The 14,070-nt window shown below is 54.9% G+C and carries 10 protein-coding genes; 5 read left to right on the top strand and 5 right to left on the bottom strand.

Translation table 11 applies throughout. The features are described 5' to 3' along the window. Positions 1-50 precede the first annotated feature (50 nt). Positions 51-1,190: an ABC transporter substrate-binding protein gene (locus tag GQR96_RS01510; RefSeq protein WP_043519229.1), complete on the bottom strand. Its 1,140-nt coding sequence runs from the start codon at positions 1,188-1,190 to the stop codon at positions 51-53. A 29-nt stretch (positions 1,191-1,219) separates the two neighbouring features. Next, complete coding sequence (locus tag GQR96_RS01505) at positions 1,220-2,251, bottom strand: ABC transporter ATP-binding protein (protein ID WP_004206321.1); 1,032 nt, start codon at positions 2,249-2,251, stop codon at positions 1,220-1,222. Between the two features lie 162 nt (positions 2,252-2,413). On the opposite strand from GQR96_RS01505, the gene GQR96_RS01500 reads away from it, so the two are divergent. Genes GQR96_RS01500 through GQR96_RS01490 form a run of 3 tightly spaced genes read left to right on the top strand, consistent with a single transcriptional unit; the run spans position 2,414 to position 4,972 of the window. Then, a complete protein-coding gene (locus GQR96_RS01500) occupies positions 2,414-3,184 on the top strand; it encodes an MBL fold metallo-hydrolase (RefSeq protein ID WP_004206319.1) in 771 nt (256 codons plus the stop codon). After that, positions 3,181-4,200: a LacI family DNA-binding transcriptional regulator gene (locus GQR96_RS01495; RefSeq protein WP_043519228.1), complete on the top strand. Its 1,020-nt coding sequence runs from the start codon at positions 3,181-3,183 to the stop codon at positions 4,198-4,200. Before GQR96_RS01500 ends, GQR96_RS01495 begins: the two co-directional genes overlap by 4 nt. A gap of 10 nt (positions 4,201-4,210) precedes the next feature. Continuing rightward, positions 4,211-4,972, top strand: coding sequence for an inositol monophosphatase family protein (locus GQR96_RS01490; protein WP_049004460.1), 762 nt, complete (start codon positions 4,211-4,213; stop codon positions 4,970-4,972). A 38-nt stretch (positions 4,973-5,010) separates the two neighbouring features. On the opposite strand, the gene iraM is transcribed toward GQR96_RS01490, so the two are convergent. Together iraM and bamA are read right to left on the bottom strand one after the other, a co-directional pair. Then, on the bottom strand, positions 5,011-5,364 hold the full coding sequence (gene iraM, locus GQR96_RS01485) for an anti-adapter protein IraM (RefSeq protein ID WP_004206315.1): 354 nt from the start codon (positions 5,362-5,364) through the stop codon (positions 5,011-5,013). Between the two features lie 550 nt (positions 5,365-5,914). Further along, positions 5,915-8,338 (bottom strand): outer membrane protein assembly factor BamA, encoded by a 2,424-nt coding sequence (gene bamA / locus GQR96_RS01480; protein WP_069734322.1) that lies wholly within the window; start codon positions 8,336-8,338, stop codon positions 5,915-5,917. Positions 8,339-8,962: 624 nt separating this feature from the next. Between bamA and GQR96_RS01475 the strand changes: the two genes are divergently transcribed. Together GQR96_RS01475 and GQR96_RS01470 are read left to right on the top strand one after the other, a co-directional pair. Next, a complete protein-coding gene (locus tag GQR96_RS01475; protein ID WP_043519225.1) occupies positions 8,963-10,723 on the top strand; it encodes a tannase/feruloyl esterase family alpha/beta hydrolase in 1,761 nt (586 codons plus the stop codon). 33 nt (positions 10,724-10,756) lie between these two features. Then, on the top strand, positions 10,757-11,125 hold the full coding sequence (locus GQR96_RS01470) for a helix-turn-helix transcriptional regulator (protein ID WP_017900112.1): 369 nt from the start codon (positions 10,757-10,759) through the stop codon (positions 11,123-11,125). Between the two features lie 265 nt (positions 11,126-11,390). Here GQR96_RS01470 and GQR96_RS01465 read toward each other — a convergent pair whose 3' ends face one another. Then, on the bottom strand, positions 11,391-13,649 hold the full coding sequence (locus GQR96_RS01465; RefSeq protein ID WP_062913522.1) for a TonB-dependent siderophore receptor: 2,259 nt from the start codon (positions 13,647-13,649) through the stop codon (positions 11,391-11,393). Between the last annotated feature and the right edge of the window lie 421 nt (positions 13,650-14,070).

The raw sequence follows: 14,070 nt of genomic DNA, 5'->3' as shown, positions 1-14,070 counted from the left end.
GCGTTGGCACAAGCAAGCGCCCGGGTCGGCGACCCGGGCTGGAAAAAGGGTTAATTGGCCACCTGGCTTTCGTAACCCTCTTTGATATCGTCAAAGTAGGGGGCGATCGGGAAGCTTTTGCCATACTTCGCCAACGCTTCTGGCGAGATTTCGGCAAACAGCTTTTGCCAGGTCGCTGCATCCAGCTTCGGCTTCACCTGCCCGGCGTCGATGCCCGGATACCAGTTGAACTGCTTAACGATCCCCTGCGCCTGCACTTCCGGGCTGGTGGCCAGCGCGATAAAGTCGCGCGCCAGCTGCGGATTCGCCGCTTTCGCCGGAATGACGTAATACATCGGCTGACCCGGCATGCCCGGGGCCAGTAAAGCGAGCTTAATCGATGGCGGCAGCTTGCCCTGATCTTTCCAGCTATAGAACATGTCGACCCATACCGGGCCCATGGCAATCTCTCCCCGACTTAGCATGTCGAGCGTTCCAGCGTTGCCCGGAGTGAAAGTGACATTTTTATTGAACGCCTTCAGTTTCTCATAGGCTTGCTGCCAGCCCTTTTCAACGCTTTTATCATAAGGCGCGGAGGAGAGGCGCTCGGCGTCGGTCCCGTAGGCGTAGATCCAGCCCACCACAAAGCTAACGCCGGACATGCCGTTCTTGATGCCGTTATAGCCAAAAGCCTGAGGATGTTTCTGCGTCCAGGCCACCAGCTCGTCATACGACGCCGGTGGCGTATTGACGAGATCGCTGTTCCACGCGATAGCGGTCTGGCTTAAGAACATCGGCATGACGTATCCGTCGACGTTAACGCCCAGCGCCTGGGTGACGCTCGGCGAGCTCACCATGCCGCCGGTCTGAATATCCTGACGATATTTTTGCAGCAATCCCTTTTCCACCTGCTCCCCGCCCGCCTTCTGATGCACCACGGCGACGTCGATATCCCATTGCTGCGCGCCGCTCTCCTGCTGGGCGCTCAGCTTCTCGCTAATTTTATTCGACCCGGCGTCGCCTGGGCCGGTACCGATCACCCGCACCTTGACGCCGGGATGAGCGGCTTCAAATTTTGGCCCCAGCCAGGTTTTCACGTAATCCACCATATTCTGATCGCCCGCGGTGGCGACGTTAAGAAAGGTGTCGGCCTGGGCGCTAACGCTCAGGCAGAGGGTCGTTAAGATCGCTGCTTTCGTCTTAGTAAACATGGATTGTCCCCAGAATGAACACGCTGATATCACTGTGATAGTGGTAAAGGAAAAATATGGAGGGCCGGCATGGGCACATGGAGCCTGACGCGGCTTTTCGTCGGCCAGCACTGAGCGGAGTCGGCCTGCAGCAGGCGGTCATGGCAGCGCACGCTGTGGCGATACAGATTGCCCAGAAACGCGCTCTGCTCCACCATCCCCTCCAGGGCGAGCCCCTCCTGCGGCGCGGGCTGCGTTAATTCAGCGAGCGTGGCATCGGCGCTGCGAAAATAAATGACTTTTTCACCCTGCTGAGCAGCCGATAAACCGGATATTGCGGCAGCGGATATTTCATCAGAGGTTATTTTATTATCGGCGCCCATAAAATCAGCGACGAAGGGTGTCGCGGGTCGCTGATATATTTGTTCCGGCGTGCCGGTTTGCTCAATTCGCCCCTGGTTTAATACCGCAATTCGGTCCGCCATCACTAATGCCTCCTGCTGATCGTGGGTGACAATTAATGACGTAAAGCCGAGTTTCTTTTGCAGAGATTTAATTTCATGGCGCACATTGAGCCGCACTTTGGCATCCAGATTAGATAACGGCTCATCCAGCACCAGCACCTGAGGCTCTATCGCCAGCGCCCTCGCCAGTGCCACCCGCTGCCGCTGGCCGCCCGAGAGTTCGGTCACCTTCACGTCAGCCAGCCCGTCGAGATTGACGATCCGTAGCAGCTCCGCCACTCGCCGTGTGATATCCGCCCCGCGCCATTTGCGCAGCTTCAGGCCATAGCCAATATTGCGCGCCACCGTCAGGTGCGGCCACAGGGCGTAGCTTTGAAACACCATGGTGATATTGCGCTGCTCCGGCGCCTGATGGGTGATCGATCGGCTGGCGATGGCGATCTCCCCGCTTTCCACCGGAATAAAACCGCAGAGGGCATTCAGCAGGGTGGTTTTTCCACATCCCGAAGGGCCGAGCAGGGCGATCATCTCCCCCTGCTCGACCGCCAGATCGATATTATGTAAAACCACTTTATCGCCATAACTAATTTTAAGGCCAGAGATCTTTAAATAACTCATATTCGCTACCTGAAAGCGCTGTTGCGGGCATTTTTTATTGGTATGAACACGTGTTCATTTAGCTGTAAAAAAAATGCAACGTTGACTCGACATGATGTGAGCCTACTTTGTCGGGTATTTATGACAATTTAATTAAGCGGCAAAAATTTTTGGCGAGGGTAAATGAAAATAGATGTGCTTGGCTGCGGGAGCGCCTTTTCCTGCACGCAAAATACTTCCGCGTTGCGGGTAATCGACGCGGACAACAAACAGTGGTTAATCGACTGCGGCCCCACCGTTCCCCGCGCGCTCTGGCAGCGCGGCGGCGGGGTCAACGATATCGACGCGATCTACTTCACCCACGTTCATCCGGACCACTGCACCGGTCTGACGGCGCTGCTGAATTACTGGAAAAGCGGCTCCCGCCAGAAGCCGTTGATTATCTACTGCCAGCCGGCGCAGCAGCCGGTGCTCAAGCAGCTGGCCGCGCTGGCGAACTGGCCGCAGGCGGAGCTTGGCTTCACCCTCGACTGGCAAGCGTGTCGCGACGCCTGGACGTGGCAGGACTGGCAGATCCGTACTGCCCCCACCCAGCATGAGCTGAGTAATCGCGCCATCCGTATCACCATTGCCGGGCAGACACTGTTTTACAGCGGCGATGGCCGGCCGACCGCCGACTCGATGGCCCTGATGGCCGGCGCCGGGCTGGCGTTTCAGGAGTGTGCCTCGGTGGCGGCTCTGGACGATGACGCCTCTCATGGCGATTTCCCCTCTTGCCTGATGCTGTTCAGAACGCTGCAGCTCCCGGCGCTGGGGCTCTATCACTGCGAGGACGCTTCCCTGCCGGCGCTGAAGCAGGCCTGCCAGCCGTGGCCGGGTTTATTCGTTTCCCGGGATGGGCTCGCCTTAACGTTGCCGCGTCCCACGTTTAACGACGAGGCGCATATCCTATGAGCCCTGCACCCCGTAAACCCAGCGTCACTGCCCAGGACGTTGCCCGGCGAGCGGGCGTCTCCCGGGCGGTGGTGTCCCGGGCGTTGAGCAGCAACGGCAGCATCTCTCCCGATGCCCGGGCGCGGGTGTTGCGCGCCGCCGAAGAGCTGGGGTATCAGGTTAATTTCCTCGCCCAGGGGCTGAACCGCCAGCGCAGCCACTTAATCGGCGTGATCGTCTCGCGCATCAGCGATCCTTTTCGCAGCGCCCTGCTTGATGCCCTGCTCAACGAGATCCAACGCCAGGGCTTTCAGGCGCTGGTGAGCGAGATCCATAGCGAGCAGGATCTGGCGCACACCCTGCGCCGTTTCGCTCAGTTTCGCGTCTCCGGAGTTATCGTTACCTCCGGCCAGCCGCCGGAAGCGCTGGTGAACGAGTGCGTTCACCAGCATATTCCGGTGGTGGGCATTAACCGTCAACCGACGATCCCCGGGGTGGATTATGTCTGCTCTGATAACGCCGCTGGCGCCGAGCTGGCCGCCGACCAGCTGTTGCGCAGCGGCTGTCGGCGCTTCGGCTGGCTCAATACTCACCCTTCCACCTGGGCCGGACGCATGCGCGGGGAAGCGTTCAGCCGGGCGCTACAGACGCGCGGAGTGAACATCGAACGCGACCTGGCGCACCTCGCCTGTCCGGAAGAGGGCTACGTCGGCGGTGAGCAGGCCGCGGCGCTCGCTGGCGAGGTGCCTGAGGGGATCTTTTGCGCCAATGCCCAGCTTGCCTGTGGCTTTCTCGATGGAATGCGCCAGCGCGGCAAACAGGCGCCTGAGGATTACCAGCTGATTGGTTTTGATAACACGCCGCCGACCGCGCAATATAGCTACCAGCTCACCACCCTACATCAGGATGTGGCGGCGATTTCCCGCCAGGCGCTTACCCGGCTGCAGGAGCGCGCCGCCGACCCTTTACAACCTTCACGCACCACCTGGGTGGAGGTGACGTTAATTCACCGGCGCACGTCGCCCTTTGTTATCTGAGAGCAGGACTATGACGGAAGCACAACGAGAATCATTATGCGACTTGATTCGCCAGGCTGGCGCCCACGCCCAGGCGCTGCGCGATGCGGGATTACAGGTCGATAAAAAATCGCGCCAGGACTTTGTGTCGCAGGCGGATCTCGCGGTAGAACAACAGATTAAAGGCTGGCTGCAGGCCCATTTTCCCCAGGAGGGTTTCCTCGGCGAGGAGAGCGGTTTTGCTGGCGATGAACAGACCGTCTGGGTGCTCGACCCTGTCGATGGCACCACCAACTTTATCCTCGGTATGGATTACTGGTGTATCTCGCTGGCGCGAGTATGCCAGGGCGAGCTGACGCTTGGCATTATCTACGCTCCCGATCGCGATGAGTTTTTCTTCGCCGGCCGCGGCGAAGGCGCGTATCTCAACGACCAGCGTCTGACGCTACGCGAACCGGATCCGGATGCGGTGGTGGTGGGTATGGGCCGTTCCAGCCGCGCCCCGGCCAGCGACTACGCCCAGGCCATCGCGACCCTGCTCGACGCCGGCCTGGAATATCGCCGCTTCGGCGCGGGGGCCCTGATGCTGGCGCATGTCGCCGCCGGCCAGCTCCATGCCTATTATGAAGCGCATATGAACAGCTGGGACGCGCTGGCAGGCATGCTGTTGATTGAGGAGGCGGGTGGAAAGTGCAATGCGTTTCTCGCCAATGAGGGTCTGCGGCGAGGCAACCTCGTGCTGGCGGGCTGCGCAAGCGTCCAGCCGCGGCTGGCGGCCCTGCTGGCGAAATAACGCCACGCCGCCGGCGGCTGGCCGGCGGCGTGGACTGACTACCGCCAGGGTTCGCTGCGGGGAATATTATTCGGACAGCGCTTAATTGCGCAAAAGGACTGGTAAAAACAGGAGTCAGACCGCTCGCCGCCGGCATGGTATGGGCAAGATGGCCGCTCACGTAATTTTTCCCATTGCGCCTCATCGTACACCGTAATATTGTAGATTTTTAATGAATGATACTGGTCATTAATTAAAACTCTCGAGGAATAGAGCTTCATCGACTCGCCGGGCAGCAGGATCACATCGGCCTCGTACCACATGATAAATTTTAAGAAACGCAGACTGGATATTGCCGAGAAGGCGATGCCGGATTGCGGGCAGATCAGAGTATTAAGAATAGTCCATTTCATATTCCTTCCTTATACAGATGCTACAAATTGTTACCGTATATAGTGATAGCATTCATTATTATAAACCGCAAGCGTCCCTGACAATTATGTGACTTAAGACAATTCCTAACAACACAACCCATTATTAGTAAGGTTTCATTTTCCTCTCAAAATTTATGATTAGGCCCGATAAAAAACAGCCAAATTAACCTTAAAAAAGAAAATATAATAAAAAATAAGATAATATAAACTTAATTGACAATACGTCTTAGTCCCTCTGGATGAGGCCTCAGTCATTGGTATTAGATGATGCAGCACTGAGCATTACCCGCGGTTGGCAAGAAAAGAGGACCGTAGCAGGCAGCTATTTATTGCGCGGTTACCTCGTCGTACGTCACCAGCTCCGCGAGGCCCTCAGACCGCGCTCGGGTAAATGTCGCGGGTGTCCCGCCAGATCGCATTCCTTAGCGATAATATCGACATAGCGATTGAGCATATTCTGCTCAATCGCTATGTCGGAAGACAGTCCACAGAATATTGCCACGCCGGTCTAACAAGCCCCGCTGAGGCCCTACCAGGTTTTGCCGATATTAAACTGAAACTGTTCTGCTTTATCACCATCGTACTTTTTAAACGGCTCTGCCCAGGAGAAGACCAGTGGACCAAGGGGAGACATCCACTGCACGGCAATCCCCGCGGAGAGACGAATATGACTCGGATCGCCGTAGTCAGGGATACCTGCCGCCAGCGTCTGCGCGGTGTTGTGCCAGGAGGTGCTCCAGACCGTCCCCGCGTCAACAAACAGCGAGGTTCGCAGACTATCGGCGTATTTGTCATTCACAAAGGGGGTTGGAATGATAAATTCGCTGTTCAGCACCGCCATGGCATTCCCGCCGACCGCATCAGACGAGGCGTCCAGCGGGCAGGCGCTATAGCTGCTTTCGCTACCATTGCAGCGGTAATAAGCCGCTTTAGGCCCAATGGTGTTAGAAGAGAAGCCGCGCACCGACGACGAACCGCCAGCGTAAAAGTTATCGTAGAACGGCACACTTTTGCCGTCTAACCCGCCAGCATAGCCTGCGCGCAGGCGTTCCATCCAGACCCAGCGCTTGTTTTCGCTCAGCGGCAGATACTGGGCGGTGTCAAAAGAGAGTTTGTAGTAGCTATTATCCGAACCAGGGAGCGTCACTTTACCGCTCAGGCTGCTCTTGTTTCCCGCACGCGGGAAGAAGCCGCGATCGAGATCGTTGTAGCCCCATCCAAGACTCAAAAAATAATCGTTGGCGCTATATTTTGCGCCACTGTCGCCATCTTTCGTCACCACGCTGGGCTCGATTCCCCGAGAGCTGAGGTAGCGCCAGGTCGTCAGCTCCGGATCCATATTGGTCAGGCGATTATGGACATAATCCAGCCCCAGGTTCAGGGAGTTATTTTCGCTAATGGGAAACCCTAGCGTACTGCCTAAGCCATAGCTCTGCTGGTTATAGCTCCCGGCATCCGCATCGGAAGCATCATAGCTGTTATAAAAAATCTTTCCGCCCAGGCTGATGCCATCAACGGTAAACCACGGGTTCGTCGCCCCCAGTTCAAGATAAGACTGATAGCTGTTGCGCGTCCCATTGAAGCTCACGCTATTGCCCGTACCCAGCCAGTTATCCTGCGTCACGCCAAGCTGATAGCTCACGCCGCTATCCGTACCAAATCCCAGGCCCACGTTGAATGAGCCGGTGTTGCGCTCCTTCACCTTGTAGACCACATCGACCTGATCCGCCGTTCCATTGACCGGAACGATCTGCTGTTCAACGTTCTCAAAAAAACCCGTTCGATCAAGACGTACTTTCCCTTGCTCGACTTTTTCGTTGTTGAGCCACGCCCCTTCCATTTGGCGCATTTCACGACGTAACACCGCGTCCCGGGAGGTGTCGTTACCGGAAAAGCGGATCTGGCGTACCGAGTAACGGCGGCCGGCGTTGACCTGAATATGCAGCATCACACGATGATGCGCGTCATCGATTTCCGGCGTGGTCGTCACCTGCGGCCAGGCATAACCATACTTACCAAAACGCTTTTTGATCTCATTTTCAACCGTGGTGACTTGCGCCCCGCTATACCATGCCCCCGCCAGCGGCTGGGCAAGGGCCTCGATCTCCGGTCCATGCTGCGCCAGGTCGCCTGTCACCTGAGTTCGGTCGACCTGATAACGTTCGCCTTCATTGAGGGTGATGGTGATATACAGGGATTTTTTATCTGGCGTCATACTGACCTGCGTGGACTGGATCGCAAAGCGCGCATAGCCGCGATCGAGATAAAAACTGCGCAGCGTTTCCAGATCGGCTTCCAGCTTCTGTTTCTGATATTTTTTATCCGCTACCACATTCCACCACGGCACATTATCGCGTAGCTGAAGCTGGTCCAGGAGCGTCTCTTCCCGAAACGCCTGATTACCGATAATGTTTATTTGTGCGATTTTCGCCGATACGCCTTCCTGAAAGACGAACGTTAAGTCAACGCGATTACGCGGTAACGGTGTCACCACAGCGTGAACCTGCGCGCTGTATTTCCCCGCGCTGTAATAGAAATCCTGCAACCCCTTTTCTATTTCGCTAAGCGAATTTCGATCCAGTGCGCTACCTGCTGAAATACCTGTCGCGGTGAGATTTTCCTTTAACGCATCATCCTTCACCGACTTATTCCCGGAAAAACTGATGCTGGCAATAGTGGGCCTCTCCTTAACCTGCACCACCAGCGTTTTCCCATCGCGCAGGATCTGCACATTCTCGAAATTGCCGCTCGCATACAGCGCGCGCACTGCCTCGCTGACTTCCTCTGCCGTCACCGCTTCTCCCGCGTGCAACGGCATACTTAATAGCGCCGCCCCGACGGTCACGCGCTGCAGCCCTTCAAAACGGATATCATCAACTTGATATGAGGTTGCGGCGTACAACGTTAAAGGGGTAATCAATAATCCGCTGATGATATGAGTCTTTTTTAACATGAATGTGTCGTCTACGAGATAATGAGCAATAGCAGTTATCTGCTGGCGTTGAGCTTATTTGTTCAGGATGCGTATCTAAGATATGCGACAGAAATAACCTGAGCGAGGCGCAGAATTACATGCAATTATGGCGACAAAATGGAGAAAAAAAGGATGTTAAATCATCTTTAAAAATATATTTAATGATGGAACTTTTCCTGAACGCCGTGGTTCTAATGGCCAACACCAGAGCTATATTTAGATTTTCCTGAACGGTCTTTATTGAAAAAGCCCCCTTTCTTGCTAATGGAAAGGGGGAAGGATCTCGTTAGGAATGTTGTTCTCTGGAATCACCAGGAACAGGCACAATCATATTCTTAAAGCCAGCAGATATAATGAAGAGAAATTGAATAAATTATGCAATCGACATCATAATATTTTATCTTGTATTCACCACCAGACGCCGATGGCGAACATCTCCATATTTTCCTCAAAATAGCAGAATACAGTAGGGACGCCTTATCAAGGCATCAAGGAAAGTCTATCGTTATCTACAATAGCCAAGCAGTGGCGCCTCGCCAGGGAAGGTGAGGCATAGGCTTCACCATCCTGCCGCCTCCCATCATCAATCACAGGGAATCGCGTATGACACGCTTACTTAAAACGATGTTACCTATCATTCTCTGCACCCTCGTTGGGTTATCGTTCGCTTCACCCACGCAGGCGGCCTCCAGTCTGCCGATTGTTCTCCCCGCGCTAACATGCGATGCGCTAAGCGCTACCGACTTCAGCGCCGCCGTTGGCGCAAAGGTCACTATCAACCACACTGAAATGCAGACCTCTGCGCAGGGAAGCTGGTGCAAGGTGAGCGCCACTATCGCCCCCCAGATTGGCGTGCAGATTGCCCTGCCGACCCAGCGCTGGAGTCAACGTTTCTTGCAGGTCGGCTGCGGCGGACTGTGCGGGAGTATTAACCTGAGTCTGTCGAATGCCAGCGGCTGCCTGCCGGCAATGAACGGCGAGTTTGTGGTGGCAGCAACCGATATGGGGCACCATGGCAGTATGATGGATGCGTCATGGGCAGAAGATCCGCAAAAGCGCATCGATTTTGCCTGGCGCGCCAACCACCTGACCGCAGTGCTGGCCAAAGCGGTGATGCAGACGCTTTACCGCCAGCCGCCAAAGTACGCGTACTTTATGGGCTGCTCAGACGGCGGTCGCGAAGCATTGATGGAAGCGCAGCGCTTTCCGCAGGATTTTGACGGTATCAGCGCTGGCGCGCCAGCGGCCTTTTTCCAGTTTCAGAACTCCTTCTTCCACGGCTGGAATGTGGCCGCCAATCAGCGTCCGGACGGTACCGCTATCTTGTTGAAAGATCGCTTACCTTTGATTCACCAGGCCATACTGGCTCACTGTCCGACGCTTTCCGGCGTGCAGGACGGCATCCTGCAAAACCCCTATGCCTGTCAGTTCTCTGAGACTTGGCTCCCCCGCTGTCCTGCCAACGCTCAGGACCGTTCCGCCTGCCTGACACAGGAAGAGATTGAGGTAGTGAAAAAGCTCTACCGCGGCGCTTACGACAGCCACGGCGCCCAGTTCGTCGCTGGCGGTCTTCCGCTGGGCTCCGAGCTACGCTGGCCGGTGCCGGAGACGCCGACCGGCCACTTAATGTCGGAAATGATGGTACTACCGGCTCTGCAATCCGTGCTCCTGCCGGGAGGAAAACAGAAGATCCAATCGATGCGGGATTTCCCACTTAATCAGCAGAATTTTGACGCCGTCGCTCAACTGGCACCGCTCTATAATGCGGCAAATACCAATCTTCATGCCTATCAGCAGCGCGGCGGCAAGCTTATCCTCTGGCACGGTCTGGCCGATGACTCCGTCAGCCCAGCCTTTTCTATCGCCTATTACCGCGGCGTAGAAGCAGAGATGGGCCATGCCGCAACGGATTCCTTCCTGCGGTTATTCCTGCTGCCTGGGGTAGCACATTGCGGTAATGGCGAAGGTTACGATCAAATTGATCTCCTTACCCCGCTGATGCGCTGGACCGAGGAAGGCATCGCGCCGCAAGAGATTATGGCCGGCAAACGGGCGCCAGCCGCCGCCAGGCTGCCGCCGATGACAGAAAAACCAGATGCCCAAACGCAGTTTCACGGCGTGCAGAAAGTCAGTCAGCCTTACGCTGACGCCGCTCCAGCCGTTATCGCAACGCGTCCGGTGTATCCCTTCCCGGCCATTGCCCGTTATAACGGGCACGGCAACGTGAATGACGGCGAAAATTATCATGCAGAGCAATCAACCGCGTTTGGTCATCTGCAGGTGGCAAAACCCGCCAGCGACTTTATTGGCCCTGATAACCAAAAAAATTATCAGGTTCGCCACGGCGAGCTCACCGTTCAATAAATCCAGGGCTCCTCATTGAGGAGCCCTTCGTTTTTGGGATTGGCCTCAATCATGCATAGCAAAACGCTCCAGCAATCGGTATTAAGCGACCTGCTCTTGTGGATCGATAATAATCTGGATAAGAAACTGACCGTCGACGATCTGAGCGATATCTCTGGTTATTCCCCCTGGCATTTGTTTCGGCTCTTCCGTCATTATTTTGATCGATCGCCGATGGAATATATCCGCCAGCAGCGCATGTCGCTCTGTCGCCGTTTATTGCTGACGACGCCTGGTTACCGTATTGTCGATATTTGTATTATGGTTGGTTATGACGATCTCAGTGCGTTTAATCGTACCTTCAAAAAATATCATGCGCTCACACCCACTCAATATCGTCATCAGGTCACCCGGCAAAAATAAGGAAGGTCCCCCTCCTCCGCATCGCTGCGGTTGGGAATGGAAGGGGGACAGGGGGGTATTGCAGAAGGGAAATAGCAGGGTGCTATTATCGAGCCCGATCGGGATCAACGACCTTGCTCGACGGAAATCAGTATAAAAAGATATTTTGAGCTAATAATGTAGAGGGCGTGAAGATTTTGTCACCATTTATAATTGTCTCCACCGCTCTCATCTGAAATAAAAAAACCGGGCCGCGCTGCACCCGGTTTCATTCTCACCAGCACCATCAGAAGTGAGTATTTACGCTCACAAAGAAGGTCCGCCCCGATTCGTTATAGGTCTCGGCACCCGCGCCATACAGATAAGCTCCCGTCGTCGCGTTGCCGGTCGTTTGCGCATTCCCTGCGCGATAGTGGCGGATATCAAACAGGTTATCTATCCCGCTGGTGAAGCTCAGGTTTTTGTTCACATCCCAGGTCGCACTGAGACCGACAATACTGTATGGGCTGACTTCGTTTAATTCGCTGCCGCTGACCGCCTCGCCCTTATAATTAAAGCGTTTTGGTTTCTGTCGGCCATACCAGGTAAAGGTGCTCTGCAGAGAGAGATCTTCACGGACCTGCCAGCTCAAAGTCGAGTTCAGGGTAAACTGCGGGATCACTGACAGTCGGTCGCCTGTCGTCTTATTCTTGCTCTGCAGCATCCATGTCAGGTTATTGCTCCAGTTAACCGTCTCCCCCATCGGAAGATTCAACGTTCCTTCCAGGCCTTCCACTAACGCCTTTGGTACGTTTTCCCACTGATAGATATTGGTGGTGCCGTTGCTGGCAGTGCCCACCGCCGCGTACCCTGACTCAATCTTGTTGTGATAGTCGTTACGGAACCAGGTGATTCCCGCCTGATAGCCCTCATGCTTATACTCAAGACCAATCTCTTTATTAACGCTGGTCTCCGCTTTCAGGTCGCTATTCCCCATCAGATAGCAGGCGGAACTACTGGCGTAACAGCCTTGACCGTTGCTGTAGAGAATATAGTTCGGGTTCAACTGGTAGAGGTTAGGCGCCTTGTAAGCGCGGGCAATGCCCAGCTTCAGCGTCCAGTCGTCCGTCAGCTCCTGGGACAGGTTCAGTGAGGGGCTCCAGTTATTGCCGACGATGCTGTGGTGGTCGAAGCGCAGAGCGGGTGTCAGCATGGTGCTGTCCGTTAGCGCCATATTATCTTCGGTAAACAGCGAGAAGATCTCGGCGCTGGAGTACGGGCTACGACCGGTAGCCGATACGCCATCGATAGTTCCGTAAGAGAGCGCCTGGGTTGTCGATACGCCATCTTTCATCCGCTGCTGATTCCATTCTGTCCCCAGCGTCAGATTCTGATCGACCCCCAGCGTAAACGGAATATTCACTTCGCTATGTAGCAGAACATCGGCCAGATCGATATCTGAAAACTCGCTACTGGAGAAGATCCCTTCCGTCCCCCCCGCCAGCCCTTCATTCATTCGCGAGTTGCGGGTGTGTTCGTACTGGGCATAGCTGTTGCTGGTCACGCCATTATCCCAGCCGCCGGTCCATGTCACGCCATAAGTTTGCCGGTAGAGACGGTTAGTCTCTTTCCCGTACATACTCTTCACCAGCGTACTGGTATTGGTGTTTTGTGTGTCGCCGGCATAGAGGTTGCCCTGTCGGCTATAGCCGGCCTCAAACTCCAGGGCCTGCATCGGGGCGAACTCCCAGCGCAGCTTACTGTGAATATCTTTGTTCACCACCCCTTCACGTCCGGCGGGATAAGAGCCCGCGTAGGAGCCTGTACGCTCGGCTTCATGCCCGGCGTTAATGTCCTGAGCATCGGCCTGGGTTTTACTCAAATTACCCCAGAGATTGAAGCTGACACTGTCTGACAGCGGACCATTGAGGCTAAAGTTGGTACGTTTCGTCGACCCTTCTTTACGATGCTGCGGAGCATTCATATAGGTATTCCACGACCCATGCCATTCAGGCGTGGTCGGTTTGGTCACGATGTTGACGACCCCGCCCATCGCGCCATTACCATAGCGCGCCGCCGCCGGGCCGCGGATCACATCGATATGATCGATCATCTCTGCCGGCACCCAGTTGGTATCGCCACGGGAATCACGATCGCCGCGCCAGCCATACCGCACCGAGTTACGGCTGGTGACCGGTTTTCCATCGACCAGCACCAGAGTGTTCTCTGGTCCCATCCCACGGATATCAATTTGCCGGTTGTTGCCTCGCTGACCGCTGGTGGAGTTACCGGTCAGATTGACTCCGGGTTGCGTGCGAATTAACTCCGACACATCGCGGGCGGGGGGATGTTTGCGAATCTCGTCCGCAGTAATGGTCGACACGCCCGGCGCCTGCAGGTTCTGCCTGGCGGCAGTCACCACCATCGTTTCCTCGTGATGTTCAGCAGTGGGGGTGCTCTCGTCAGACGTCGATGGTTCGATAACGCTCTCTGTCGCCTGCAGCGGCACGCTACAGGCAAACAGAGGAATGGCGATCCCCAGCGGGAAGAGAGACGTGTATTTCATAGAATATGCCCTGTTTTCTGTTGCTGTCGGGCATAACGCCTTCCCCAATTGAAAAAACAATGGGATAAAATATTTGCCTCAGCGCCTCGCCAGATTTTGGCGCAGGTCAACGCCTTCCCAGCATTAATGGGAATAAGAAGACAGCGTGAGGCATAATAAAATTAAGTGCCCTGTTTCATCATTAGAGAAAAAGCGCTGCGCGCTATTCTTTGATAGCGTAATCCAGACAGCGTGTCATTAGAGTAATGTGCCGTGTTACGGTAATAAAAATGAGATTCATTATCAAGATGATAATAATCAATATCAGAGAAAAATAAAATAACATTTACCAATCAGCTGGTTACCAAAAAACAAACGAAAGAGAATAAAGTAAAAATAAAATCATCACTTTCTATTCATCATTAAAAAAACATATTTTTAT

This window comes from Klebsiella sp. PCX, assembly GCF_021869705.1.
GTDB lineage: Bacteria > Pseudomonadota > Gammaproteobacteria > Enterobacterales > Enterobacteriaceae > Klebsiella > Klebsiella quasipneumoniae.
Note: the sequence above shows the minus strand (reverse complement) of the source record. Positions and strands in the feature narration are given on the sequence as shown.

What these genes read in the sequence shown, in the direction of transcription:
- GQR96_RS01495 (WP_043519228.1), top strand. Translation starts at nt 3,181, where the DNA reads ATGAGCCCTGCACCCCGTAAACCCAGCGTCACTGCCCAGGACGTTGCC.
- GQR96_RS01475 (WP_043519225.1), top strand. Translation starts at nt 8,963, where the DNA reads ATGACACGCTTACTTAAAACGATGTTACCTATCATTCTCTGCACCCTC.
- GQR96_RS01510 (WP_043519229.1), bottom strand. Translation starts at nt 1,190, where the DNA reads ATGTTTACTAAGACGAAAGCAGCGATCTTAACGACCCTCTGCCTGAGC.
- iraM (WP_004206315.1), bottom strand. Translation starts at nt 5,364, where the DNA reads ATGAAATGGACTATTCTTAATACTCTGATCTGCCCGCAATCCGGCATC.
- bamA (WP_069734322.1), bottom strand. Translation starts at nt 8,338, where the DNA reads ATGTTAAAAAAGACTCATATCATCAGCGGATTATTGATTACCCCTTTA.
- GQR96_RS01490 (WP_049004460.1), top strand. Translation starts at nt 4,211, where the DNA reads ATGACGGAAGCACAACGAGAATCATTATGCGACTTGATTCGCCAGGCT.
- GQR96_RS01505 (WP_004206321.1), bottom strand. Translation starts at nt 2,251, where the DNA reads ATGAGTTATTTAAAGATCTCTGGCCTTAAAATTAGTTATGGCGATAAA.
- GQR96_RS01500 (WP_004206319.1), top strand. Translation starts at nt 2,414, where the DNA reads ATGAAAATAGATGTGCTTGGCTGCGGGAGCGCCTTTTCCTGCACGCAA.
- GQR96_RS01465 (WP_062913522.1), bottom strand. Translation starts at nt 13,649, where the DNA reads ATGAAATACACGTCTCTCTTCCCGCTGGGGATCGCCATTCCTCTGTTT.